The sequence below is a fragment of the Pluralibacter gergoviae ATCC 33028 = NBRC 105706 genome (assembly GCF_001598855.1).
GTDB lineage: Bacteria > Pseudomonadota > Gammaproteobacteria > Enterobacterales > Enterobacteriaceae > Pluralibacter > Pluralibacter gergoviae.
Genome location: NZ_BCZS01000017.1, coordinates 63,079 through 87,572, shown reverse-complemented (window position 1 = coordinate 87,572; position 24,494 = coordinate 63,079). Strand labels below are relative to the sequence as shown.

At 62.3% G+C, this 24,494-nt stretch carries 21 protein-coding genes; 1 reads left to right on the top strand and 20 read right to left on the bottom strand.

Going from position 1 to position 24,494, the window contains the following annotated elements:
• Nucleotides 1-2 precede the first annotated feature (2 nt).
• The 12 genes from ENGE1_RS17045 to ENGE1_RS16990 all read right to left on the bottom strand — a co-directional run bounded on the left by ENGE1_RS17045 (nt 3) and on the right by ENGE1_RS16990 (nt 17,515).
• The gene (locus ENGE1_RS17045; protein WP_045287197.1) at nt 3-218 is read right to left on the bottom strand and encodes a zinc ribbon domain-containing protein; all 216 of its coding nucleotides are present in this window, start codon (nt 216-218) and stop codon (nt 3-5) included.
• A 319-nt stretch (nt 219-537) separates the two neighbouring features.
• Entirely contained in the window at nt 538-900 is a 363-nt protein-coding gene (locus ENGE1_RS17040; protein WP_043082548.1) for a hypothetical protein, read from the bottom strand.
• A 180-nt stretch (nt 901-1,080) separates the two neighbouring features.
• Nucleotides 1,081-2,559, bottom strand: a complete 1,479-nt coding sequence (gene der / locus ENGE1_RS17035) for a ribosome biogenesis GTPase Der (protein ID WP_043082547.1) — start codon at nt 2,557-2,559, stop codon at nt 1,081-1,083.
• An 82-nt stretch (nt 2,560-2,641) separates the two neighbouring features.
• Nucleotides 2,642-3,820 carry an outer membrane protein assembly factor BamB gene (bamB, locus tag ENGE1_RS17030; protein WP_043082546.1) on the bottom strand — a complete coding sequence of 393 codons (1,179 nt, stop codon included), beginning with the start codon at nt 3,818-3,820 and terminating at the stop codon, nt 2,642-2,644.
• 10 nt (nt 3,821-3,830) lie between these two features.
• Complete coding sequence (locus tag ENGE1_RS17025; RefSeq protein WP_048254475.1) at nt 3,831-4,451, bottom strand: YfgM family protein; 621 nt, start codon at nt 4,449-4,451, stop codon at nt 3,831-3,833.
• A gap of 34 nt (nt 4,452-4,485) precedes the next feature.
• Nucleotides 4,486-5,760 carry a histidine--tRNA ligase gene (gene hisS, locus ENGE1_RS17020; protein ID WP_048254473.1) on the bottom strand — a complete coding sequence of 425 codons (1,275 nt, stop codon included), beginning with the start codon at nt 5,758-5,760 and terminating at the stop codon, nt 4,486-4,488.
• 92 nt (nt 5,761-5,852) lie between these two features.
• The gene (gene ispG / locus ENGE1_RS17015; protein ID WP_043082544.1) at nt 5,853-6,974 is read right to left on the bottom strand and encodes a flavodoxin-dependent (E)-4-hydroxy-3-methylbut-2-enyl-diphosphate synthase; all 1,122 of its coding nucleotides are present in this window, start codon (nt 6,972-6,974) and stop codon (nt 5,853-5,855) included.
• Between the two features lie 28 nt (nt 6,975-7,002).
• Nucleotides 7,003-8,016: a cytoskeleton protein RodZ gene (gene rodZ, locus ENGE1_RS17010; RefSeq protein ID WP_048254472.1), complete on the bottom strand. Its 1,014-nt coding sequence runs from the start codon at nt 8,014-8,016 to the stop codon at nt 7,003-7,005.
• A 245-nt stretch (nt 8,017-8,261) separates the two neighbouring features.
• Nucleotides 8,262-9,428, bottom strand: coding sequence for a bifunctional tRNA (adenosine(37)-C2)-methyltransferase TrmG/ribosomal RNA large subunit methyltransferase RlmN (locus ENGE1_RS17005; protein ID WP_043082542.1), 1,167 nt, complete (start codon nt 9,426-9,428; stop codon nt 8,262-8,264).
• Nucleotides 9,429-9,638: 210 nt separating this feature from the next.
• Nucleotides 9,639-10,070, bottom strand: a complete 432-nt coding sequence (gene ndk, locus ENGE1_RS17000) for a nucleoside-diphosphate kinase (protein WP_048254470.1) — start codon at nt 10,068-10,070, stop codon at nt 9,639-9,641.
• 175 nt (nt 10,071-10,245) lie between these two features.
• Nucleotides 10,246-12,561 carry a peptidoglycan glycosyltransferase PbpC gene (gene pbpC, locus ENGE1_RS16995; protein ID WP_048254468.1) on the bottom strand — a complete coding sequence of 772 codons (2,316 nt, stop codon included), beginning with the start codon at nt 12,559-12,561 and terminating at the stop codon, nt 10,246-10,248.
• A 1-nt stretch (nt 12,562) separates the two neighbouring features.
• The gene (locus tag ENGE1_RS16990; RefSeq protein ID WP_048254467.1) at nt 12,563-17,515 is read right to left on the bottom strand and encodes an alpha-2-macroglobulin family protein; all 4,953 of its coding nucleotides are present in this window, start codon (nt 17,513-17,515) and stop codon (nt 12,563-12,565) included.
• Nucleotides 17,516-17,690: 175 nt separating this feature from the next.
• On the opposite strand from ENGE1_RS16990, the gene sseA reads away from it, so the two are divergent.
• Nucleotides 17,691-18,536, top strand: coding sequence for a 3-mercaptopyruvate sulfurtransferase (gene sseA / locus ENGE1_RS16985; protein WP_043082538.1), 846 nt, complete (start codon nt 17,691-17,693; stop codon nt 18,534-18,536).
• Between the two features lie 38 nt (nt 18,537-18,574).
• Here the strand turns inward: sseA and sseB are convergent, their stop codons facing one another.
• The 8 genes from sseB to iscU all read right to left on the bottom strand — a co-directional run bounded on the left by sseB (nt 18,575) and on the right by iscU (nt 24,475).
• Nucleotides 18,575-19,351 carry an enhanced serine sensitivity protein SseB gene (gene sseB / locus ENGE1_RS16980; protein ID WP_045287203.1) on the bottom strand — a complete coding sequence of 259 codons (777 nt, stop codon included), beginning with the start codon at nt 19,349-19,351 and terminating at the stop codon, nt 18,575-18,577.
• Nucleotides 19,352-19,410: 59 nt separating this feature from the next.
• A complete protein-coding gene (pepB, locus tag ENGE1_RS16975) occupies nt 19,411-20,697 on the bottom strand; it encodes an aminopeptidase PepB (RefSeq protein WP_048254465.1) in 1,287 nt (428 codons plus the stop codon).
• Nucleotides 20,698-20,755: 58 nt separating this feature from the next.
• A complete protein-coding gene (gene iscX / locus ENGE1_RS16970) occupies nt 20,756-20,956 on the bottom strand; it encodes a Fe-S cluster assembly protein IscX (protein ID WP_045287205.1) in 201 nt (66 codons plus the stop codon).
• A 1-nt stretch (nt 20,957) separates the two neighbouring features.
• Entirely contained in the window at nt 20,958-21,293 is a 336-nt protein-coding gene (fdx, locus tag ENGE1_RS16965; RefSeq protein WP_043082534.1) for an ISC system 2Fe-2S type ferredoxin, read from the bottom strand.
• Between the two features lies 1 nt (nt 21,294).
• Nucleotides 21,295-23,145, bottom strand: a complete 1,851-nt coding sequence (gene hscA, locus ENGE1_RS16960; RefSeq protein WP_043082533.1) for a Fe-S protein assembly chaperone HscA — start codon at nt 23,143-23,145, stop codon at nt 21,295-21,297.
• Nucleotides 23,146-23,166: 21 nt separating this feature from the next.
• Nucleotides 23,167-23,682, bottom strand: coding sequence for a co-chaperone HscB (gene hscB / locus ENGE1_RS16955; protein ID WP_043082532.1), 516 nt, complete (start codon nt 23,680-23,682; stop codon nt 23,167-23,169).
• Between the two features lie 62 nt (nt 23,683-23,744).
• Nucleotides 23,745-24,068, bottom strand: coding sequence for an iron-sulfur cluster assembly protein IscA (gene iscA / locus ENGE1_RS16950; protein WP_043082531.1), 324 nt, complete (start codon nt 24,066-24,068; stop codon nt 23,745-23,747).
• 20 nt (nt 24,069-24,088) lie between these two features.
• A complete protein-coding gene (iscU, locus tag ENGE1_RS16945) occupies nt 24,089-24,475 on the bottom strand; it encodes a Fe-S cluster assembly scaffold IscU (RefSeq protein ID WP_043082530.1) in 387 nt (128 codons plus the stop codon).
• Nucleotides 24,476-24,494 lie beyond the last annotated feature (19 nt).

Genomic DNA, 24,494 nt, shown 5'->3' with positions numbered 1-24,494 from the left:
CTTCAGGCGAAGCTGAACAGCGCGCGCTTTTTCGAGATAAGGCCGTGGCCGTGCTGGCAGAAGTAATCCACCGCCCCGCAGGCCTTAAGCACCTCCAGCGGCTGCTGGCAGTCGGGGCAGCGCGCAATCACGCTAAAATCGCGCTGGCAGGCGCCGCAGTGCGCCATGCCGCTGCGCAGCTCAAGCGCGCCGCCGCAATCCGGGCAGGTTAATTCCATCGTCATATTCCCACAGAAAAAACGCTACCTTACCCGAATCGCCGACTATCCACCACCCGGCCGTTGCGGATCTGGCGCCGCCGGTCTGCTCAGAGCCGACGAGGGGATGCTCCGCCGCCGCCGGCGAATTTCCGCAGCACCATAAAGCGGCGGCTGAATCTGACACGAGGACAATATTAATTCACGTAATAGCGGACACCGTATTCTCTCGACGCATTCAGCGTAACGGCACGCGGCAACAGGATCATGAGTCAGGAAAATAAAAAAGCGGGCCAGAAATCTGGCCCGCAAAATAATGAGGGTTAACGTTGGTTAAACGTTAATTACTGACTTTATCTTTCAGGTTTTCAGCACCTTCTTTGGTGCTGTTCCAGGCTTTCTCAGAACCCTGCTTGGTTTTATCCCAGGCCTTTTCTGAGCCTTCTTTAGTTTTGTTCCAGGCTTTTTTCGAGCCTTCGCTGACCTTGCTGCTGGTGGTATCGCTTTCGCCTTTGGCAGCATGCTCAGACTTCTGCTTCAGCTCTTCACCGCGGTGCTCAGCCTTGTGCAGCTTCTCTTTCGCCGTGTCGGCGCCTTCGTGAGCCTGCTGGACGGTTTCATCTGTTGCGTGCGTCATCGTGTTGGCAGCAAATACCGGAGCAGCCAGCATAAATGCAGAAAGTGCAATAATTGTCTTCTTCATCATAATTCCTTGATTCGCTGTGATAACAGTGGTGATAAGTGTGGCACAACGTGTTTAATTTGCCATTAGGAATAAACTGTAAATAACGTGAAGTACAAGGATTGCAAACAAAAAGGCTGCTTAAGAGTATTAGACCAGAGATAATAAGAAGCCCGGAGATATCCGGGCTTCTTATTAATTTTACTTACCTTTCTTAATATGCTTAATCAAACGCTTACGCTTGCGCATCTGATTTGGCGTCAGGGTATTGCGCTTATTGGCGTACGGGTTTTCGCCTTCCTTGAACTGAATACGGATAGGCGTCCCCATCACTTCCAGCGATTTGCGGAAGTAGTTCATCAGATAGCGCTTGTAGGAGTCCGGCAGGTCTTTGACCTGATTACCGTGGATAACCACGATAGGCGGGTTGTAGCCGCCGGCGTGGGCATACTTGAGCTTCACGCGGCGGCCGCGCACCAGCGGCGGCTGGTGGTCATCGACCGCCATGGTCATGATGCGGGTCAGCAGCGCGGTGCTGACGCGGCGGGTGGAGCTGTCGTAGGCTTCGCGTACGGACTCGAACAGGTTGCCGACGCCGCTGCCGTGCAGGGCGGAGATAAAGTGCACGCGGGCAAAGTCGATAAAGCCCAGACGATAGTCGAGGGTCTCTTTAACCTGCTCCTTGACTTCCTGGCTCAGGCCGTCCCACTTGTTGACGACGATCACCAGCGAGCGGCCGCTGTTGAGGATAAAGCCGAGCAGAGAGAGATCCTGATCGGAGATCCCTTCCCGGGCGTCAATCACCAGCAGCACAACGTTGGCATCTTCGATAGCCTGCAGCGTCTTGATGACCGAAAACTTCTCAACGGTGTCGGTAATTTTACCGCGCTTGCGCACCCCGGCGGTGTCGATCAGAACGTATTCGCGCTCGTCGCGCTCCATCGGAATATAGATGCTGTCGCGGGTGGTGCCCGGCATATCGTAAACCACCACGCGGTCTTCGCCGAGAATGCGGTTAGTCAGCGTTGACTTACCGACGTTGGGGCGGCCGACGATAGCGAGCTTAATCGGCAGGCTCTGCGGATCGAAATCATCTTCCGGCTCCTCAGCCGCCTCGCCGTTCTGCGCCGCTTCAAACTGCGCCCAGTACTCGGCGTCTTCGTCCACCTCTTCCGGCGGTGCAATATCATCCATAAACGGCATCAGCACGTGCTCAAGCAGCGTGGTTACGCCGCGGCCGTGGGAGGCGGCGATCGGGTGAATATCGCCCAGCCCCAGCGACCAGAAGTCGGCGACCGCCTGATCGGGATCGATGCCGTCGGTTTTATTGGCGACGAGGAAGGTCGGCTTCTCGCGGGAGCGCAGGTGCTTTGCGATGCCTTCATCGGCGGGCATCAGCCCGGCGCGGGCATCGACCATAAACAGCACGACGTCGGCTTCTTCAATCGCCAGCAGCGACTGCTCCGCCATGCGGGTTTCGACGCCCTCTTCCGTACCGTCGATACCGCCGGTATCGATACAGATAAACTCGCGGCCTTCCACTTCAGCACGACCGTACTTACGGTCACGAGTCAGACCCGGGAAATCCGCGACCAGCGCATCGCGAGTGCGCGTAAGACGGTTGAACAGCGTGGATTTCCCAACGTTAGGGCGCCCGACAAGCGCGACCACAGGTACCATGTTAAATGCCTCTTAAATTCTAAAAACAGTAAAACGGCCCCTGCTGAACAGGGGCCGTTTGCAATGCATACCGCGAAAAGACTTAACGCGTAATGGAGTACAGCGTGCCGTCTTTCGCCTGGATCAGCAATTGACCGTCAGCCACTACAGGATCGGTCAGTAAACCGGAGCTGTCCACCTTCTGCTGGGCAACGAACTGGCCATCCTGCGGATTCATCCAGTGCATGTAGCCTTCGCTGTCGCCAACCACCAGGCTGCCATTATACAGCGCAGGCGCGGTAAGCAGGCGGTGCAGCAGTGCGGTCTGGGTCCACAGCGTTACGCCGCCCTCGGTGCTGAGCGCCAGCACGCGGTCGGTCTGATCGACCATGTAGATGCGGTTGCCGTCAACGATGAAGTTATTCACCGAGCCCAGCTCGCGCTTCCACATAATCTGGCCGCTGCGCAGATCCAGCGCTGTCAGGTTACCGTTGTAGGCCAGCGCATATACGATGCCGTTGACGATGACCGGCGTGGTGTCCACGTCGTTCAGGCGATCGATTTCGGTCGGGCCAGTGGCCTGCGAAATGCGCTGCTGCCAGATAAGCTGGCCCTGCTGCATCAGCACGGCGCTGACGCGGCCGTTATCGCCGCCGACAATGGCAGCGCCAAACGCGGTGGACGGCGCCGACTCGCCGCGCAGCGACAGGGATGGCATATCCAGGTTAACGGTCCACTTAACGGCACCGTCGGTTTCGTTCAGCGCCTGCAGCTGACCGTTGCTGGTGTGGATCAGCACCATACCGTCGCTGACCACCGGACGGGACAGCGCCTCACCCGCCACGCGGGTCTGCCAGGCAACCGAACCGTCGCTGGTGTTCAGCGCATAAACCTGCGCTTTTTCGGAGCCGACGTAGACGTGGCCGCCGGAAACGGTCAGACCGCCGGAGAGCAGAGCCGGAACGCGCGAGAACCAGCCGTCTTTTTCGGCTACGTTGACGGACCAGACTTCTTTGCCGTCGCTGGCGTTGACCGCTTTGACGGTGCCCTTACGGTCAGCCGCATAGACGACGCCGTCGGCAATGGCCGGGTGGAGGTTGGAGTAGAAATCGCCAATACCGCTTCCTACGGAAGTGCTCCAGGAGGTGGACGGCGAGAACTGGTTTTCAACCGTCGGCAGCGGGGACATTTTAACCACGTCCTCTTCGCTGCTGAACAGCGAGCAGCCGCTCAGTAAGGTAACGGATAGCAGTCCTGGCAAAAGTAGTTTACGCAATTGCATCGGGTCCCTCTCAGATGGACAAATTATTCATTTTCATGCGCATCGTTTCGCTGAGCGCCGATGAAGCATCGCTCTTCACGCCGGCTTGCCAGGCGGCTTTAGCCCCCTGCTTGTCGCCTTTGCTGAGCAGAATATCGCCGCGCAGGTCGGCGACAATAGCGGTCCAGCCTTCGCCTTTAATACCATCAAGGCTTTTCAGGGCGGCGTCCGGCTGCTTCATCTGCAGCTGGACGCGGGCCAGGCGCAGACTAACCACGGATTTGAGATTGCTGTCAGAGGCCGCAGACAGCGCGGTCTGCAGCTGCTGTTCGGCTTTGTCCAGCTGGTTGGCGTCAACAAACTTCTGCGCCAGTTCCATCGCCGCAAACGCGCCGTAGGTATTTTTTTCACCGGCGGCAAATTTTTCCGCTGCGGTATAGGTCGCCGGATCGCCGGCCTTTACCTGGGCCAGGGCGGCCTGATAACCCTGAGACGTTTCGCGTGCGCCGTCTTCCTGATGCGAATTCCAGTAGCGCCAGCCCACCAGCGCCCCAATGCCCAGGATCACGCCCACGGCCAGCGCTTTGCCGTTTTCGGCAAAAAAGCGCTTCAGCGCGTCAACCTGTTCGTTCTCGTTACTGTAGACTTCCACCCAGTACCTCTCCTGAAAAATGTTTCCGGGCCTTTTAGCCCAGCAGCGCGCGCAAATGTGCGGCAACGCTATCCTGCGTTACTGTCGTCTGCTCACCGGAGCGTAAATCTTTCACCACCACGCTATTGGCGGCAATTTCGGACTCGCCGAGCACCAGCGCCACGCGGGCGCCCCACTTGTCGGCGCGGGCAAACTGCTTCTTGAAGTTGCCGCCGCCGTGGTTGGTCATCAGCTTCACGTCCGGCATCTGGTCGCGCAGCGCTTCCGCCAGGCGCATTGCCGCGGACTGCGTGTCGTTACCCGCTGCGACCAGGTATATATCGACAACAGGATCGGCTTTAAATTCCGGATTCACCGCCTGAACCAGTAAAACTAATCGCTCAAGGCCCATGGCGAAACCGACGCCCGGCGCCGCGCGCCCGCCCAGCTGTTCAACGAGGCCATCGTAACGGCCGCCCGCGCAGACAGTGCCCTGCGCGCCGAGGCTGTTGGTAACCCATTCGAACACGGTGCGGTTGTAGTAGTCGAGACCGCGAACCAGGCGCTGGTTAACGGTATAAGCAATGCCGGCGGCATCGAGCAGCGCGCACAGGCCGGCAAAGTGCTCCCGGGAGTCGTCATCGAGATAATCTGACAACGCCGGCGCGTCGTCGAGCAGCGCCTGCACCTCCGGGTTCTTCGAGTCCAGCACGCGCAGCGGATTGCTGTACATGCGGCGCTGGCTGTCTTCGTCCAGCTTCTCTTTATACTGCTCGAGGTAGGCTACCAGCGCCTCGCGGTATTTCGCGCGGGCTTCCAGAGAGCCGATTGAGTTCAGCTCCAGGCGGACGTGCTCGCTGATGCCCAGCACGCGCCACCAGCGGGCGGTAAGCATAATCAGCTCGGCGTCGATGTCCGGCCCCTGCAGGCCAAAGACTTCGCAGCCCAGCTGATGGAACTGGCGATAGCGCCCCTTCTGCGGACGCTCGTGGCGGAACATCGGACCGATATACCACAGACGCTGTTCCTGATTGTACAGAAGACCATGCTCAATGCCGGCGCGTACGCAGCCCGCAGTCCCTTCCGGACGCAGAGTCAGGCTGTCGCCGTTGCGGTCCTCGAAGGTATACATCTCTTTTTCAACCACGTCGGTCACTTCACCGATAGCGCGCTTGAATAACGGGGTCTGCTCTACAATCGGCAACCGAATTTCGCTGTAGCCGTAGCTGCCAAGAACCTGCTTCAGGGAGCCTTCAATGCGCTGCCAGAGAGCGGTTTCGCCCGGCAGATAATCGTTCATGCCGCGAATGGCTTGAATGTTTTTTGCCACGTTTTTTCTCTTTATAGATACAAAAATGAACCCTGACGCCTGTGCGCCGACGGGTTCAATCATACACGGGAAGCGTGCCGCTTCCCAATACGTTATTTGGCGTCAACCTGTTGTATGTCGATGCGCTGCGACTCGTCGAGCATACTGGCCTTGGCGCGAATGCGCGCTTCGAGCTGGCTAATCATGTCGTTGTTATCGAGCCGGTCTTTACGCACGCCGTCTTCGTACAGGCCGCTTTTCTTATTGCCGCCGGTAACGCCGAGGGTGGAGACCAGCGCCTCGCCGGGGCCGTTCACCACGCAGCCGATGATCGATACGTCCATCGGCGTGATGATATCTTCTAGCCGCTCTTCGAGAGCGTTAACGGTGCCGATAACGTCAAACTCCTGGCGCGAACAGGTCGGGCAGGCGATGAAGTTAATGCCGCGCGAGCGGATGCGCAGGGACTTGAGGATATCGAAGCCGACTTTGATCTCTTCAACCGGATCGGCGGCCAGCGAAATGCGCAGCGTATCGCCGATCCCTTCAGACAGCAGCAGCCCAAGGCCGATGGCCGACTTAACGGCCCCCGCGCGCGCGCCGCCCGCCTCGGTGATGCCGAGGTGCAGCGGCTGCTCGATGTGCTTCGCCAGCAGGCGATAGGACTCAACCGCGAGGAATACGTCTGAGGCCTTCACGCTGACCTTGAACTGGTCGAAATTGAGCCGGTCAAGATGATCGACGTGGCGCATGGCGGACTCGTAGAGCGCCTGCGGCGTCGGTTCACCGTATTTTTCCTGCAGATCTTTCTCAAGCGAACCGGCGTTGACGCCGATGCGGATAGGGATATTGTGGTCCCGCGCGCAGTCAACCACCTGACGAATGCGCTCTTCGTTACCGATGTTGCCGGGGTTGATGCGCAGGCAGTCGACGCCGTACTCGGCCACTTTCAGCGCGATGCGGTAATCGAAGTGGATATCGGCTACCAGCGGGACGCTCACCTGCTGCTTAATCAGCTTGAAAGCTTCGGCCGCGTCCATGGTCGGCACGGAGACGCGGACGATGTCCGCGCCAACGCGCTCAAGGGATTTGATCTGATTGACCGTCGCTTCCACGTCGGTGGTACGGGTATTGGTCATCGACTGGACGGCGATGGGAGCCCCATCGCCGACTGGCACGTTCCCAACGTAAATACGCTTAGATTTTCTACGTTGAATCGGAGCCTGGTTATGCATGTAAAAATTCTCCCGCGCTGCGCGTCCGTTACTGCGCCTGAGCCGGCGTTTCTTCGCCCTTCAGGGACAGACGTGCAACCTGGTTAGTTCTGATAAAGCGGCTCAGATCGACAGGTTTACCCTGGAACTGGATCTGCACCGCCGCAGGGGCGCCGATTTTTAATTTATACGGCAGCTGGCCTGTTAAGTTAAGGGTACCGTCTTTACGCTGCATGCCGCTGAACAGCTTTTTGCCGCTGGCATCGGTGACTTCCAGCCAGCAGTCGGCGGTAAAATTCATTACCAGCGCGTTGGCATCGGCGGCGGGCGTCACTGCCGCCTGGTCGGTAGGCAGCGCGGCGTCCGCCGTGCCGCTGGCAGGCGCAGTCTGCCCGGATGCGGTATCAACGTTCGCCTGAGAAGGGGGCACCACGCTGTTACTCTGCGTGTCCTGGGCCGCCGCCGGCGTAGACGTCGCGCTGTCGGAAGCGGTAGCGCTGTTGGCCGGCGCGCTGGCCGTCGCCGCTGCATCAGGCGCCTGGCTCTGCGCACCGCTGGTGTCCAGCGGAATACTCTGGCTGCTGCTACTATCGCTTGCGCTCAGCTCGGCGGAGGACTGATCCGCCATAGTGCTAATCTCTTCCTGCTGGGCCTTGTGGTTTTGCCACCACCAGGCGCCGGTGAGGCCGACGACAACGAACAGCACCAGCCAGGTAAAGGTCATCAGCCAGCCGTCGCGCTTTTTACGCCGCTTGCCGAGCGAAATATTCTGCACCGGCTGCATCCTGGCGGCCTTGATCGGCACCTGCTTGGCCATCATCGGCAGCAGTTCTTCTTCCGGAACGTGCACGAGACGGGCGTAGGAGCGGATATAGCCGCGAAGAAAGGTCGCCGCGAGTTCTGCTGGCGCCTTATCGTCCTCAATATCACGAACCGTGGAAACTTTCAGGCACAAGCGTTCAGCAACCGCTTGCTGGCTAAGTCCGAGTTGTTCACGGGCATTGCGCAGGCGCGTTCCCGTGGTCTGTGCTGCTTGTGGGTCTTGAGTGGCTTCAGTATTCATTCGCTACAGCTGCTGGTACGTAAATTTAGGGTTCTGGTGCCGCTGGAGCCAGCACCGCGAAGCATCCGATTGTCAATCGTCGAACTGTCAGTATAAGCACGTATGGCTAACGTATTGTTGGCCCGGTACATACTGCCTCAATCCTGGCAGAAACGCACCGTAATTCTTAAATGTATCAGTACGTTTCGATTATTCCTTAAACATACCTGACACCGCGCACAAATTTGCGCGCGGCGTCCTTTCCGTCAGACTGCTTTTACGGCGATCGGTTCACCCTGCATACGCTTACGCATGGTGCGCTTGGTCCTGTCGATAACGTCTCCGGCCAGCTGACCGCAGGCGGCGTCGATATCGTCACCGCGTGTTTTACGTACGATGGTGGTGAAGCCGTAGCTCATCAGCACCTTGGAGAAGCGGTCGATGCGGCTGTTAGAGCTGCGGCCGTAGGGCGCGCCCGGGAAGGGGTTCCACGGGATCAGGTTAATCTTGCACGGCGTATCCTTCAGCAGCTCCGCCAGCTGATGGGCGTGCTCGGTGCCGTCATTGACGTGATCCAGCATCACATACTCGATGGTGACGCGGCCCTGGTTGGCGTTGGACTTCTCCAGGTAGCGGCGAACGGCGCCGAGGAACGTCTCAATATTGTACTTCTTATTGATCGGCACAATCTCGTCGCGGATCTCATCGTTCGGCGCGTGCAGGGAGATCGCCAGCGCGACGTCAATCATGTCGCCGAGCTTATCCAGCGCCGGAACGACGCCGGAGGTCGAGAGCGTGACGCGGCGCTTGGAGAGGCCAAAGCCGAAGTCGTCGAGCATGATCTCCATGGCCGGGACGACGTTGGTCAGGTTGAGCAGCGGCTCGCCCATGCCCATCATCACCACGTTGGTGATAGGACGCACGCCGGTCTTTTTCTGCGCGCCGACGATTTTTGCCGCCCGCCACACCTGGCCGATAATTTCGGAAACCCGCAGGTTGCGGTTAAAGCCCTGCTGGGCCGTGGAGCAGAACTTGCACTCCAGCGCGCAGCCGACCTGAGAGGAGACGCAGAGCGTGGCGCGATCGTCTTCCGGGATATAGACCGTTTCGACGCGCTGATCGCCCACGGCGATGGCCCACTTGATGGTGCCGTCGGAGGAGCGCTGCTCCTCAACCACTTCCGGCGCGCGGATTTCGGCCACTTCTTTGAGTTTGCCGCGCAGCACCTTATTGATGTCGGTCATTTCATCAAAGTCGTCGCAGCAGTAGTGGTAGAGCCACTTCATCACCTGATCGGCGCGGAACGGCTTTTCGCCTAAGTTCTTAAAGAACTCCCGCATTTGCTGACGGTTTAAATCCAGCAGGTTGGTTTTAATTTCTTTATTCGGCACCGTCAGACAGGCGCTATCAGGCGTGACAATTTGTTCAGACATATTCGCTTCCGGCCTCGTTATTACACGTTATGGCCCCAGGTGGGTTAAAAAGGACGCCCCGGTGAGAGCCAGGCTCTTCCGGGGCGTCGCATTGTACAAATTCTGGCGCATGATTGCCACGCCTGCACGCGGCAAAGACACAATCTTGCCGCGTTTCAGAATCCTCTATGATTTCTGACCACCGGAAGGTGGCCTAAAAAGCGGCGAGGATTAGCGGGTGCGCGGGCAGACTTCGCCTTCTGCGAAGAAGTAGGCGATTTCACGCTTCGCGGACTCAACGGAGTCGGAACCGTGGGTGCCGTTTTCGGTGAAGCTGTCGGCGTAATCGGCGCGCAGGGTGCCGGCCAGGGCGTTATCCGGGTTGGTGGCGCCCAGCAGATCGCGGTGACGCTGTACGGCGTTTTCGCCTTCCAGCACGGAGACCACGATCGGGCCGGAGGTCATGAATTCAACCAGGCCGTCAAAGAACGGGCGACCTTCGTGCTCGGCATAGAAGCCGCGCGCCTGCTCAACGGTCAGGTGCAGCATTTTGGTGCCGACGATTTTGAACCCTGCTGCTTCAAAGCGGGTAAAGATGCTGCCAATAACGTTTTTTGCCACCGCGTTGGGCTTGATGATGGAAAAAGTACGTTCAATAGCCATTGATAACCTCTGAATCTAATAAGATGTTCTGGTGAATGACGCATCCTGCGACGCGGTCTCGTATCTGGCGCGCATTATAATGAGCAATCTCCGCCTTGCCTACGGACTGAGATAACATTTTTTTAAAATAAAACCATGCACGGCAACATTCACTTACAAAAGGTAGTGTTATTATCTACTGCAGCGTAAACCGCGCGGCGGCGGTCTGCCCGCCATCGTCCATCACCACCAACTGATACTCTCCCGCCTGCTGCAGCTCAAGCGTCAGGGCCGGGCCTTCCGCCTGCTGCGGTTCGCCGTTAACAAACCACCAGCGCCGCCCCTCGCCGCCGCTGGTTTGCAGCACCAGCGACGCCCGGTTTTCGCCGGGCAGCCGCCGGATCACCGCCCCGTCGCGCACGCCGGCGAGCGTCAGCGGCGCCGGATCCTGCGCCCCCAGCGGCGGACAGGTCCCGGACGCGGCGGGGATGCGCGCCGCGCGGCGCTCGCCCGCCGGCAGCCAGGGCTCCAGCGGCAGCGGCCAGACGCTGAGCATCTGCTCCTGCGCGCCGGGGCAGTCGGCCGCCACCCGCTCGCCTGCGGCATTCACCCAGATGGGAAAACGGATGCCGCGCATCCCCTCCTGGCCCGGCAGCAGCAGCGTCGGCGGCTGGCTGTTGTCGAGCAGCCAGCCGGAGAGGCGGCGGCGGCAGTTGCCGTCGCCGGCGGGCAGGCTCTGGCCGCCCGGCCAGCAGACAGTGCCGCCGCTGACCGAGGCGGGACGCGGATCGGCGGGCAGCCCGCCCGTAGCCCGCGATAGCGTAAGATTGCTGACCTGGTTGAGTAGCGGCACCGCGCTGATAAAGCCGAACTGCCCTACTACCGGCGTGCCGTCGGGGCGCCCGGTCCAGATGCCGATGACGTAGCGGGCGTTGACGCCGACCGCCCAGGCATCGCGGTAGCCGTAGCTGGTGCCGGTCTTGGTGGCCAGGGGCACCACCTGCGGCAGCGCGCTATCGGGCAGCGGCTGATCCTCGCCCGCCAGAATGCGGCGGATAATCCACGCCGCGCCCGGCGACAGCAGCGGCCGCTCAACCAGCGGATCGCCGGGGAGCAGCCGCAGCCGCCCTGCCCGCCCGTGCCGCGCCAGGGCGCTGTAGGCGGCGACAATATCCGCTAAGCGCGCCCCGGCGCCGCCGAGGCTCAGGGAGAGATTCGGCTCCGCGCCGGCGGGCAGGCTGAGCGGCAGTCCGGCGTTGCGCAGGCGGGCGGCAAACTGTTTCGGCCCGTAGGCTTCCAGCACCTGCACCGCGGGCAGGTTGAGAGAGCGCTGCAGGGCATCGCTCATGCTCACCGGGCCGTGAAAGCCGCTGTCGAAGTTGCCCGGCCGGTAATCGCTGAAGCGCCGGGGCACGTCCTGCAGCAGCGAGGCCGGGTGGATAAGCCCGTCGTCCATCGCCAGGCCGTAGATAAACGGCTTCAGCAGCGAACCGGGGGAGCGCACCGCCGTGACCATATCAACGTGGCCGAAGCGGCTGTCGTCGGCGAGATCCGCCGATCCTACCCAGCCGCGCACCTTCATACTGGTATGATCGACCACCAGTATCGCCAGCGAACTGCGGGGCGGCAGCCGCGATTTCCAGTTAAGCGCCATCTCCTCCAGCTGGCGCTGCAGCCCGGCATCGAGGGTGGTGACGATTTTTTCTTCCCGACTGGCGGCCAGCACCCGGCGGGCAAACAGCGGCGCCAGCTGCGGCATCTGGCGCGGGAAGAGCCACACCGGTTCCTCTTTGGCCTCCTTCACCGCCCGCGCCGGCCAGACGCCCCGGGCCTGCATCCGCGACAGCACTTTATCGCGCGCCGCCTGCGCCCGCTGCGGCCAGCGGTCCGGCCGCAGGCGGCTCGGGGCCTGGGGCAGCACCGCCAGCAGCGCCGCCTCGGCGTAGCTCAGCTCTGCGGGCGGCTTACCGAGGTAGGCCCAGCTGGCGGCGCCGATGCCCTGCAGCGTGCCGCCGAACGGCGCGCGGTTGAGATAGAGCGTCAGGATCTGGCGCTTGTCGAGGTGCCACTCCAGCTGCAGGGCGCGCCACAACTGGCGCAGCTTGCCGCCGAAGGTGCGGGGATGGGGATCGAGCAGGCGCGCGACCTGCATCGTCAGGGTGCTGCCGCCGGAGATCACGCGCCCGGCGCGCAGATCCTGCCAGGCGGCGCGGGCGACGGAGAGCGGGTTAACGCCGGGATGGTCCCAGAACCAGCGGTCTTCATACTGGATCAGCGCCTCAAGGTAGCGCGGTGAAACCTCGTTAATCGTCACCGGATAGCGCCAGATGCCGTCGGCATCGGCGAAGCGCCACAGCGGGGCGCCGTCTTCGGCGACCACCACTCTGGCGGGCGCCACCTCGTGAAGCGGCAGCGGCCAGAGCCGGTCGGCGACCGCCAGCAGCAGGACGCTCAAAACAACAAATCCCGCCGGCCAGCGCCAGCGGGATTTTTTTAGCCCGCGCGCCGGCACGCTACGGCTTAACGATCAGCGGCCCGCTGGCGGCGCCGGTGGCCCGCCACTGCGGCACGTACATCGACTCGACCTGCGGCACCGGCACCTCGTAGGTGCCCGGCGTCACGGCGCGGGCCAGGTAGACCAGGGTCACCGGCTGTCCGGCGCGCACCGCCACGGCGGCAACGAAGCGGTCATCGCGGAATTCGACGTGCTGAATATCCGCCTGCTGCATCTGGCTCAGCAGATCCTGCACGCCGGCGCCGTTCTCCTGCAGCCCGGCGCTGCTGCTGGCGAGATTCTGGTTCTCCAGCTCAAGTCCGGCAGGCAGCAGGTCCACCACCAGCGCATCGGGCACGTTCTGGCTGGCGCGCACCTGGAGATGCACCAGCACCAGTTCGCCGCTGCGCAGCGAAGAGAGCGGGCGCTCCCGGCCGCTGGCGTCGAGGAACGTGCGCTCGATCTGCAGCACGTTGCTGAAGGGCTGCGGCGCCGACTGCGGATAGCCGCTGCTGTCGAGACGCAGCCACAGCGGGCTTTGGCCGGTATTGGTCACGCTCAGGGCGGCAAGCTGGTCGGCGGTCAGGCTGCGCGACTGCGCCTTATTGCCGCCCAGGGTCTCGTCCTGCAGAGAGGTCTGCGCCTGCCAGTTGCCCGGATTATCCTGCAGCCCCTTCGCGGCGAGGAACAGGGCGTTCATCTCCTGAGTGGAGAGCCAGCGCTGGCCGAAGGCCTCCTGCGACAGGTCAGAGAGCAGCCTGTTCTGCGCGTCCGGCAGCAGCTTATTCTCCTCGAGCAGATTCAGCACCAGCGCGTTGTCGCGAAGCGTGCTGCCGTAGTCCGCCAGCCAGCTGCGCTTATCGACCCGCGCGGTGTTCAGCCCCAGGCCGATAGCCTGCTCCGCGCGCGGCGCGTCGCCCATCAGCTTCAGCGCCAGACCCAACTGCACCAGCGGCAGCCCGGCTTTCGCCCGGGCGCGGCGCTCCCACACCTCGCGCAGCATCCCCAGCGGCGCCTTCTGCTGGCGAGCCAGCACCAGCGCGGCGTAGGCCTGCACCGCGAAGCGGCTGGCGTCGCCGTCGTCGCTGTAGCGAATCGTCATCAGCGACGGCTGCTGGAGATAGCGCAGCAGGCGGTTGTTGCCCTTCGTCAGACTGTCGGCCGGCACGCTGTAGCCCTGCTCGCCGGCGCGGGTCAGGAAGTCCATCACGTAGGCGGTGAGCCAGTACTCTTCCGGCCCCTCTTTGCTCCACAGCCCGAAGCCGCCGTCGTCGCGCTGCATCTGCAGCAGGCGGGCGATGCCGAGATCCACCGCCGCCCGGCGTTTCTCATCGCTGTCGCCCTTAATACCCAGCGCCTTCAGCTGCGCGGCGTTGGTGTAGAGCTGCGGGAACAGGCCGCTGGTGGTCTGCTCCAGGCAGCCGTAGGGATAGGCGCGCAGCTCGCTGATATAGCGGGCGATGTTCAGCGGCGGCCTGCCGCTGAACAGCAGACGGCCTTCGAGGGTCGCCGGCGAGAAGCCCTCGACGCTGGCGGCCGGGGCGCGCCAGCTCTCGCCCGGCTGCAGGGCAACACCGGCATTGACGGTCTGCGCCGGGAACGGCGGACGGACGCCAATCTTCCAGTTTTTCTGCAGCGGGGCGATGTTCTCTCCCGGCAGGCTCAGGCCGCCGACGGTGGCCGTCACCTCGCCGTCGCCGAAGCCCGGCTTCGCGCTGACCGGCACGAACAGCGTCGTGCGTTGGCCCGCCGCCAGGGTGACCGGCTGCGGCTGCCCGCCCTGCACCTGCACCAGCCCGCTGCTGCCGAGCGCCACGCTCAGGGTCTGCGGCCGGTCGGTAAGGTTGGTGAGATCCAGCGCCAGGCGGCTGCTGTCGCCGCCCGCGAGGAAGCGCGGGGCGTTAAGCTCGGCGATAACCGGGGCGGCCACCACCACTTTATCGTCGCTGCTGCCAAAATCGTCGGCGGTCCAGGCCTGGGCCATCACCCGCAGTTCGCCGTTGAAGTCGCCGATGGGCAGCGTCACGCTACCCTCACCGTTCTCATTCAGCTGCACCGGCTGCGCCTGCTGGGCGACAATAGTGACGTGATTAACCGGCGGCTTGCCGCCGCGCTTGAGCTCATCGCCGTCGCCGCCGAAGCGCAGGCTGGCCAGACGCCCCTGCCCTTCAATTACCTGGCCGTAGATATCGTAAATATCCGCGCCGTAGCGCTTCTGGCCAAAGAAGGCGTTCCACGGATCCGGCGTGGCGTAGTCGGTAATGTTCAGCACGCCGCTGTCGACGGCGGAAACCAGCACGTTGACCTGCTTCGGTACCGCGCCCGCTTTGCTGCTGGCCTTAATTTTCACCGTCAGCGGCTGGTTAGGGCGCATTTTCGCCGGCGCATCGAGCGCCAGTTCAAGGCGGCGCCCCTCGTCGCCCAGCGGCAGATGCAGCAGACCCACCGCGCGCTTCGGCGTGGCGGACTTCGACTTATCGCCGGGGCGAACCACCAGCGCGCTGAGGTAGAGATCGTGGCGATTCCACTTTTGATCGACCGGGATCGACAGATCCATACCGTCGACGGGAACGTCAATCTCCTGCCACCACAGCGGCCCTTCGCTGGACTCCACCATCGCGTAGCCCTTGCCCGCCGCCGGGGCGGTCAGATGCAGCTTAATGGTATCGCCCGGCTTGTAGGAGGGTTTGTCGAGCTTCATGGTCACGCGGTCGGGACGCGCCGCACCGCTGCCGTCGCTGTTGTCCTGCCAGCTGTAGCCCGCCCAGAAGCGCACGCTGCTGACGGTATCGTCCGGAGCTTTCACCTCCAGGCGATAGGAGCCCCACTCGACCGGGAAGCTGATTTTACCGGTTTCGTCGGCTTTAAGGTTCAGGGTCTCTTCGCCCTCGGTCAGATCTTTTTGGTCAAACTGCGACTGCCAGCCTTCGCTGTCGGACCAGTTCCAGTAGTAGTCCCGGCGCTCGCGGATCAGCCGCACCTGCAGGCCATCAACCGCCTTTTTATTGCCCTTCGCGTCGGCATAAACAATATCAAAACCGGCGTTGCCGTCGGCGTCCACCATCGGCCGCTGGACGGTGGTATCGGTGCGGTAGTCGTAGACCGCCTTGCTGGCGAACTGCGGGCGGATACCCGGCAGCGCCTCCGCCGGCCAGATGGCCTGCACGGCGCGGCGGGTCACCGGACGTCCGCCGGACTCCAGCAGACTCGCCTGGAGGATCACCTGCAGCGGCGAGTGGGTCTCCTGCCACTGGCTTTCGGCCGTCACCTCTCCGCGCCCCTGCTCATCGAGGGTCAGTTCAACCTCATCGAGCGTGCGGGACTGATTCTCGCCGGCGATATCGCCAAACTGGAAGCCGGGCAGCGCCGCGACGGCGTCGCGCAGCGGGCGCAGGAACAGCTTGCCCTGCAGGGCGTTGCCGCTGGCGGGCGCGCCGTAGAGGTAGTCACCGGCCACCGCAAAGCGTACTCCGGCATCCGGTGCGAGCGGCGCGCTGTCCGGGGTCAGCTTCAGCGCCATGCGCTCGGGCATAAAATCTTCGACGTGGAAATCCCACTCGCGCTTCTGGTTATCCCCAACGCTGGCGCGGACGTGCCACATCCCGGTCGCCGAGCCGGCGCCCAGCGGGAAGGTCAGCTGATAGAGACCGTTCACCGCACTGCTCATCACGGTGCGCACCACCTGGCCATCGGGCTGGACGACCTCCAGCTTCACCGGCTGCTCGGCCAGCGGTCGGCCGTCGCTGTCGCGCAGCAGGCCGTTGACGATAACCGTCTCGCCGGGGCGATAGAGATCGCGCGGGCCAAACATAAAGAACTGTTTGCTGTAGCCCGGCGCGCCGGCGATATCGAACTCCGCCAGGTCGAGCGCCGGCAGCTTGAGATCCAGCAGCGTGGTCTGGCCGTCCTTGCGCGCCAGCAGCAGCGCGGCCTCTTTATCCGTTTCCAGGGTGACGTGGCCCTGCCCGTCGCTGGTGGCCTGCGCGAGAGTCTGCCCCTTATCATTGAGGAGCTGTACGTCGATGCCGGACTGCGCCGCGCCGTTTTCCAGGCTCTGGGTAAAGACGTCGAGGCGATTATGGTAGCGGTGGGCCGAGACGCCGAGGTCGCTTAGGGTAAACAGCGTCGCGGCATTGCTGTAGCTGTAGTGCCCGGCGGGATTCATCACCGCCACGTAAACGCCCGCCTGCTGCAGCGGCTTAATATCGCCGAGCGGCAGGAGCAGCTTTTCGCGGGTGTTGCGCTGCGGGTTAAGATCGAAACGGCCGGTATAGACCAGGTCCGCCATCTTCAGCAGCTGCTCAGACTCCCAGTTGCTGACCGAACTGCGGTACTGCCACTCGCTGACGAACGACGCCAGCGATTCAGGCTTCACGCGGTAGAAGTTAACATCGACATTATTGACATTGAGGGCCATGACCGGCAGGCCGGAAACCACTTTCCCCGGCAGCAGGGAGCCGCGGCTGGCAAAGCCGACGCTGGGCTCGACGTCGCGGGTATCGATCTCTTTTTCCGCGCCCTGCTGCAGCGTACTTTTGTTCAGCGCAACGAGCGTGGGCTCCACGGTCAGCACCAGATTACGCTTCGGCTCCAGGTGGCGCAGGCGCAGTTCTTTCAGGTTCGGGGCCAGCTCCCAGCCGCCGTCCACTTTGCCGCTCTTTTTATCCACCAGGTGGATAGCTTTGGCAAAATCCTGATCCGGATCGAGTGGGATTGAGAAGGTGAGCACCAGCGTCGCCGCGCCGTCGAGCTGCACTTCCGAAGCATCAAGCAGCGTCAGCGCCTTGCCCCGGCTTTTCTCCGCCAGCGTTTTCAGCTGTGCGGCATCGGGTTTCTTCGCCGCGGGTGCTGCGGCGGCATCCGCGGACGCCGCAGGGGCCGCCGCCGTGGGCTTATCGGCGTTGTCACAGCCGGACAGCGTGAATGCTGCGATCAGCGCCAGGGATAGCGCCGCCAAACGAAAGGGTTTCATCCTGTAACCTCCGGCCCCGGGGCCGCTTATTTATCGTGACGCAATAGTAGGCGTAATAGTATTTTTTACCAATAGTATTAAAAGTCCGCGTTCGTTCGCAGTTGGTCATTTCGCGCCTTGCGCTCGCGCTAAAAACGCCGACAATCACTCTATCTACAGGTAAACGGAGAGCACAATGACCACCTCCTTTTTTGTTGCCGCCGACTGGCTGGCCGAACGTATCAACGATCCGCAGATTCAGGTGATTGACGCCCGCATGGCCCCGCCGGGACAGGAGGCGCAGCGCGATATGGCCGCCGAGTATCGCGCGGGCCACCTGCCGGGCGCGGTATTTTTCGATATTGAGGCCCTCTCCGATCGCACCAGTCCGCTGCCGCACACGATGCCGCGCCCGGAGGCGTTCGCTGTAGCGATGCGTGAACTGGGGGTCAGCGGCGATAAGCACCTGGTGGTTTACGATGAGGGCAACCTCTTCTCGGCCCCGCGCGCGTGGTGGATGCTGCGCACCTTCGGCGTGGAGAATGTCTCGATTCTTGCGGGCGGTCTGGCCGGCTGGCAGCGGGACGAGCTGCGGCTGGAGACCGGCGACGTTGAGCTGCCGGAAGGCGAGTTTGAGGCGAAGTTTGCCGCCGGTAACGTTAAGCGTCTGACCGACGTGCTGGTCGCCAGCCATGAAGGCAGCCCGCAGCTGGTTGACGCCCGCCCGGCGCCGCGCTTTCTGGCCCAGGCCGACGAGCCGCGCCCCGGCCTGCGCCGCGGGCATATTCCGGGCGCGAAGAACGTGCCCTGGGGCGATCTGGTGGTCAACGGCGAGCTGAAAACCACCGATGAGCTGGCGGCCATCTTCCACCGCCAGGGCATTGATCTGCAGCAGCCGATCGTCGCCAGCTGCGGGTCCGGCGTGACTGCCGCAGTGGTGGTTCTGGCCCTGGCAACGCTGGGCGCGCCGGACGTCACGCTGTATGACGGGTCGTGGAGCGAATGGGGGGCGAGGAGCGATTTACCGGTCGAACCGGCCTGACGTCTCTTCCGGCGGCGCTGGCGCGCCGTCGGAATACATCAAATAATCCTGTTCTGCTTAAAATCCCGCAAAAAGCTGCCCCAGCGCTTTTCATAGAACGGCGTAATGTGCGCCAGCATAAAATGGCTGATGCCCTGCTCGCCCTCTGCCACCAGGCAGACGTCAACCGGCTCGTCGCCGGGCAGGGTATCCATCGCTACGCTGCCGGTAGCCTGGATCGCCTCGTCGATATCGCCCTCCACTTCAATGCCGATCAGCAGATTCGGGGCGGCGTCGGCCTGCTCTTTAATCGAGCACAGAAACGCGCGCCTGACCGTTTTCAGCGATTTAAACAGCGCGGTCAGCGAGTCCACCATCTGCGCGGGCGGTTCGGCGACTTCGGAGAGCAGCAGCGCCGCGCCGCCTTCCAGCACGGTCTGCGTGCTGAGCGGGTTGCCCTCTTCGCCGATCAGGTGGCTGATTTCCCGGGGGGTGAACTCTTTGCCGGTCGGCAGGCGGGCGTTGAGAAACAGCGTCTCGCCGAGCGTCATTTCAAACAGGGTGCGCGCCGGCATCACCACGAAGGGCTGCTCGCCGCTGACCGCCTGCTGCAGGGCGTCCAGAGAGGTAAAAAAGGGAATGACGGAGCTGCCGTCATCCTTCTCCCAGTGCTGGAGATCGACCGCGCTATCTTCAACAATCTGCTCGCCTTCCGCCGCCGCGCCGGGGACCCAGACGGTGGACGCCAGCAGGGTGCGGAAAAAGGCCGGGCGGTGGGCGGGCTCGGTGGCGGCCTGCTCGAGCAGGGTTTCCAGTTCGTTTTTATTTTCGGACATGATTTTCACACTAAAAGCGGCCGGGCGGCGAGCGCCTGCCCGGCCGGCAAATTGACGTCTTACTCTGCGGTGAGCAGATTCGCAATAGTACGCACGCCCAGCCCGGTCGCCCCGGCGGACCACTGCTCCACCGCCGCTTTGCGGTAGGTCGCCGAGCAGTCGATGTGCAGCCAGCCCTCGCGGTAGTTCTCCACGAAGTGCGACAGGAAGCCCGCTGCCGTGCTGGCGCCCGCCGGATAGGCGGCGCTACCGGTGTTGTTCAGCTCGGCAAAGTTAGACGGCAGCTGGCTGCGGTGGAACTCCGCCAGCGGCAGGCGCCAGAACGGCTCGTTCTCGGCGCTGGCGCTCGCCAGCAGGCGGGCGGCCAGCTTGTCGTCAAAGCTAAACAAGGCGTGATAGTCGTTGCCCAGCGCCGTTTTCGCCGCCCCGGTCAGGGTCGCGGCGTCGATGATCAGTTCCGGCTTCTGGGCCGAGGCGTCGATCAGGCCGTCGGCCAGCACCAGGCGTCCTTCCGCGTCGGTATTCATCACCTCAACGTTTTTGCCGTTGCGATAGTGGATAATGTCGCCGAGCTTGAAGGCATTGCCGCTGACCATGTTATCCGCGCAGCAGAGGAACAGCTTGACGCGCTTATTGAGCCCGCGGGTGATGGCAAAGGCCAGCGCGCCGGTCACCGTCGCCGCGCCGCCCATATCGGACTTCATCGAGTCCATGAATGCGGACTGCTTAAGGCTGTAGCCGCCGGAGTCAAAAGTGATGCCCTTGCCAACGAGGCAGGCATACACGGGCGCATTTTCATCGCCGGACGGATTGTAGTCCAGCGCCAGCAGCACCGGCGGGCGCTCGGAGCCGCGGCCGACGGTGTGCAGGCCCATGTAGTTCTGATCGCGCAGATCTTCGCCCTTGGTGATGCGGTAGCTGACCTTGTCGGCGGCCACCAGGTGCAGCAGATCCACCGCGCGCTGCGCCAACTGCTCCGGACCCAGATCTTCTGCCGGGGCGTTAATGGTGTCGCGCACCCAGTCGATAATGGTAAGGCGATTGTCCAGCTCGCTGCGCTGGGCGTCGTCCAGCCCGGCCCACTCTACTTCACGCTTGCCCTTCGGCCCTTTGTAGCCCGCCCAGAAGGCCCAGCTGCGGTCCGCGTCCCAGCCTTCGCCGCTGAGCGCGACGTGCTTGATGCCCAGGCCGTCGATTTTGCGCGCCGCGCGCTGGATCAGGCCGAGGTCGTCCTCGCCCTTCAGGTGCAGCGTAATACCATCGTTGTTAATGCTGTATGCCGCCTTCTCGCCCCAGCGCGCATCCGCAGGCTGGGTGGAGAGCGTTATCTTCATCGCGTCGGTCATGGTCATTATCCTTGCAGTCAAAATGGGCCACCCGAAGGTAGCCCAAGTTAATGTTCTGTTAAGCGTATTCGTCCAGCCAGATTAGCAGAATCGCTTCGAGAATTTTTTCATTGGATGCGTTCGGATCATCCTCAAAATCCTCCAGCTCGCAAATCCACTGGTGCAGATCCGTGAAGCGCACCGTTTTCGGATCGGTATCCGGGTACGCATCGTAGAGCGCTTCGCCGATCTCGCGGCTGTCGGTCCATTTCAGTGCCATATCAGTGCTCGCGTGCGTGGTTGATGGTATAGCGCGGCATTTCGACCACCAGATCTTCATCGGTGACCCGCGCCTGGCAGCTCAGGCGGCTCTCGGGTTCCAGCCCCCAGGCCTTGTCCAGCATGTCATCTTCGTTTTCGCTGCTCTCGGGCAGCGAATCAAAGCCTTCACGCACGATGCAGTGGCAGGTGGTGCAGGCGCAGGACATTTCGCAGGCGTGTTCAATCTCGATACCGTTGCGCAGGGCAACGTCAAGAATGGTTTCACCGCGCTTTGCTTCCAGAACTGCGCCATCGGGACAGAGGTCCTGATGAGGCAGAAAAACAATCTTAGGCATATTAAACCTCGTCGACGGACTGGCCTTTCAGCGCCTTGCGGACGGACTGGTCCATGCGGCGTGCGGCAAAGTCCTGGGTTTGTGTGTCGATATTTTTAATGGCTTCTTTTATGGCGTCGGCATCTTCGCCTGATGCTGCGGTCTGCAGGGCGGCAGCCGCGGCGTCAATGTGCTCACGTTCTTGCTGACTTAACAGGCCGGCATCGGCCGCCAGCGCGCCGTTAAGGCTCTCCAGCACCCGGGCTGCCTCGACCTTCTGCTCGGCCAGCATCCGCGCCCGCACGTCCTGGTCGGCGTAGCTCATCGAATCCTGAATCATGGAGGCGATTTCAGTATCGGTCAGGCCGTAGGAAGGCTTCACCTGAATCGAGGACTCAACGCCGGTGGATTTCTCCATTGCCGTGACGCTCAGCAGGCCGTCGGCGTCCACCTGGAAGGTGACGCGGATATGCGCCCCGCCCGCCGGCAGCGCCGGAATACCGCGCAGCGCAAAGCGCGCCAGCGAGCGGCAGTCCTGCACCAGCTCGCGCTCGCCCTGCATCACGTGGATGGACATCGCGGTCTGGCCGTCTTTGAAGGTGGTGAACTCCTGGGCGCGGGCCACCGGAATGGTGGTGTTGCGCGGAATAACCTTCTCCACCAGTCCGCCCATGGTCTCAAGACCCAGCGAGAGCGGCAGCACGTCGAGCAGCAGCATTTCGCTGTCCGGCTTGTTGCCGACGAGGATATCGGCCTGAATAGCGGCCCCGATGGCGACCACTTTATCCGGGTCAATGGCGGTCAGCGGCGCGCGGCCAAAGAACTCGCCCACCCGCTCGCGCACCAGCGGTACGCGGGTCGAGCCGCCGACCATCACCACTTCCAGCACTTCGCTGGCGTCCACGCCTGCGTCCTTCAGCGCCCGACGGCAGGAGAGCAGCGTGCGCTTAACCAGCGCGGAGATCAGGTCATTAAACTGCGCGCGCGTGACCTCGCCTTTCCAGCCAGCCACTTCAACGGTAGCGCTGTCGGCATCGCTGAGGGCGATTTTAGCGGCAATAGCGGCATCCAGCAGCGCGCGCTGCAGGCGGTTGTCGCTGCGGTCGGTGAAGCCCGCCTGCTCGCGGATCAAATCCGCCAAAAGGTGGTCGAAGTCGTCGCCGCCCAGCGCTGAATCGCCGCCGGTAGCCAGCACTTCAAACACGCCGCGGCTGAGGCGCAGGATGGAGATATCAAAGGTGCCGCCGCCGAGATCGTAGACGGCAATCACGCCCTCCTGGCCGGAGTCGAGGCCGTAGGCGATGGCCGCCGCGGTCGGCTCGTTGAGCAGGCGCAGCACGTGCAGCCCGGCCAGGCGGGCGGCGTCTTTGGTGCCCTGACGCTGGGCGTCGTCGAAGTAGGCGGGAACGGTGATCACCACCCCGTCCAGTTCGCCCGCCAGCGCTTCGCTGGCGCGGGCGGCAAGGGCTTTGAGAATATCGGCGGAGATGCGCACCGGATTAAGCAGCCCGGCGGCGGTCGCCAGCATCGGCAGGCCGTTTTCACTGGCCTGCAGCTGATACGGCAGGTGCGGGTAGCGCGCCTGCACGTCGGCAAGCGAGCGCCCCATCAGACGCTTAACGGAGCTGATGGTGTTTACCGGATCCTGGGCGGCGTTGGCGCGGGCATCATAGCCGACGCGCAGGCCGTCTGCCCGGTAGTGCACGACGGAGGGCAGCAGGTGCCGCCCCTGCGCGTCCGCCAGGGTCTCCGCCTGGCCGCTGCGTACGGTCGCGACCAGGGAGTTGGTAGTGCCGAGGTCAATACCCGCCGCCAGCCTGCGCTGGTGCGGCGCGGCGCTCAGCCCCGGCTCGCTGATTTGTAATAAGGCCATGTTGGTTATGCTTCCAGAAAGTCAGAAATCGAGCAGCTTTTCTTCGAGTTGTTCTGCCGTCGCCCGCAGTTTATCGAGAAAGCGCAGTTTGCGCACGGTATCCGCCGCCGCGTCCCACGCTTCATTGTCGAGCTCGCCCACCATCTGCTGCAGACGGACGTCATACATTTTTTTCACGCGCTGCATAAAGCCGTCGAGACGGTCGCCCGCTTTTGCCTTTTCGATCTCGTCGAGCTCTTCGCGCAGCTCCAGCTGCTCCATCAGGAACGCCGTGTCGCGCACCGTGTGCTGCTCGCTTGCCAGGTCAAAGCCGTGCAGGGAGAGCATGTACTCCGCGCGGGTCAGCGGGTGGCGCAGCGTCTGCCAGGCCTGATTGATGGTGGCCGACTGCTGAACGGCGGCAAGCTGTTCAGCCGCAGGCTGGCTGGCAAATTTGTCCGGATGGTACTGGCGCTGGAGATCCTGAAAACGGGTGGTCAGCAGCGGCATATCCAGGTGATAGGAGACCGGCAGACCGAAGAGAGTGAAGTAATCCATAGCGTTCTCTGAAAAGGCAAACCCCACGGCGGCGGGCCGCAGTGGGGTTATCTTAGGCGTGATTAGACGTTGAAGCTTTCGCCGCAGCCGCACTCGTCTTTAACGTTGGGGTTGGTGAATTTAAACCCTTCGTTAAGGCCTTCTTTGACGAAGTCCAGCTGAGTGCCGTCAAGAAATTGCAGGCTCTTGCCGTCGATAACCACCTTTACGCCCTTGTCTTCAAACACGGTGTCTTCTGCCGCCGGCTCGTCAACAAACTCCAGAACATAGGCCATACCGGAACAGCCGGAGGTTCTGACCCCCAGACGAAGGCCAAACCCTTTACCGCGGTTTGCCAGGAAGGTGTTGACCCGCGCTGCTGCAGTGTCGCTTAAGGTAATCGACATAAAAAAACCTCAACTCTTAATTATTTTGCTTCACGTTTGCTTTTATAGTCCGCAATGGCGGCTTTGATCGCGTCCTCTGCAAGGATTGAGCAGTGAATCTTAACCGGCGGCAGCTCAAGCTCCTCGGCGATATCGGTGTTCTTGATAGCCTGTGCTTCGTCGAGCGACTTGCCTTTAACCCACTCGGTGATGAGCGAGCTGGAGGCAATCGCGGAGCCGCAGCCGTAAGTTTTGAAACGCGCGTCTTCAATAATACCGCTATCGTTGACTTTAATCTGTAGCTTCATCACATCGCCGCAAGCCGGTGCACCCACCATGCCGCTGCCGACGCTGTCGTCGCTGTTGTCAAAGGAACCCACGTTACGCGGATTTTCGTAGTGATCGATTACTTTTTCGCTGTAAGCCATGATGTATTCTCCTGTCGGT

Coding starts and splice junctions, on each gene's coding strand:
- ENGE1_RS17045 (WP_045287197.1), bottom strand. CDS start 218: ATGGAATTAACCTGCCCGGATTGCGGCGGCGCGCTTGAGCTGCGCAGC.
- ENGE1_RS17040 (WP_043082548.1), bottom strand. CDS start 900: ATGAAGAAGACAATTATTGCACTTTCTGCATTTATGCTGGCTGCTCCG.
- der (WP_043082547.1), bottom strand. CDS start 2,559: ATGGTACCTGTGGTCGCGCTTGTCGGGCGCCCTAACGTTGGGAAATCC.
- bamB (WP_043082546.1), bottom strand. CDS start 3,820: ATGCAATTGCGTAAACTACTTTTGCCAGGACTGCTATCCGTTACCTTA.
- ispG (WP_043082544.1), bottom strand. CDS start 6,974: ATGCATAACCAGGCTCCGATTCAACGTAGAAAATCTAAGCGTATTTAC.
- rodZ (WP_048254472.1), bottom strand. CDS start 8,016: ATGAATACTGAAGCCACTCAAGACCCACAAGCAGCACAGACCACGGGA.
- ENGE1_RS17005 (WP_043082542.1), bottom strand. CDS start 9,428: ATGTCTGAACAAATTGTCACGCCTGATAGCGCCTGTCTGACGGTGCCG.
- ndk (WP_048254470.1), bottom strand. CDS start 10,070: ATGGCTATTGAACGTACTTTTTCCATCATCAAGCCCAACGCGGTGGCA.
- ENGE1_RS16990 (WP_048254467.1), bottom strand. CDS start 17,515: ATGAAACCCTTTCGTTTGGCGGCGCTATCCCTGGCGCTGATCGCAGCA.
- sseA (WP_043082538.1), top strand. CDS start 17,691: ATGACCACCTCCTTTTTTGTTGCCGCCGACTGGCTGGCCGAACGTATC.
- sseB (WP_045287203.1), bottom strand. CDS start 19,351: ATGTCCGAAAATAAAAACGAACTGGAAACCCTGCTCGAGCAGGCCGCC.
- pepB (WP_048254465.1), bottom strand. CDS start 20,697: ATGACCGACGCGATGAAGATAACGCTCTCCACCCAGCCTGCGGATGCG.
- iscX (WP_045287205.1), bottom strand. CDS start 20,956: ATGGCACTGAAATGGACCGACAGCCGCGAGATCGGCGAAGCGCTCTAC.
- fdx (WP_043082534.1), bottom strand. CDS start 21,293: ATGCCTAAGATTGTTTTTCTGCCTCATCAGGACCTCTGTCCCGATGGC.
- hscA (WP_043082533.1), bottom strand. CDS start 23,145: ATGGCCTTATTACAAATCAGCGAGCCGGGGCTGAGCGCCGCGCCGCAC.
- hscB (WP_043082532.1), bottom strand. CDS start 23,682: ATGGATTACTTCACTCTCTTCGGTCTGCCGGTCTCCTATCACCTGGAT.
- iscA (WP_043082531.1), bottom strand. CDS start 24,068: ATGTCGATTACCTTAAGCGACACTGCAGCAGCGCGGGTCAACACCTTC.
- iscU (WP_043082530.1), bottom strand. CDS start 24,475: ATGGCTTACAGCGAAAAAGTAATCGATCACTACGAAAATCCGCGTAAC.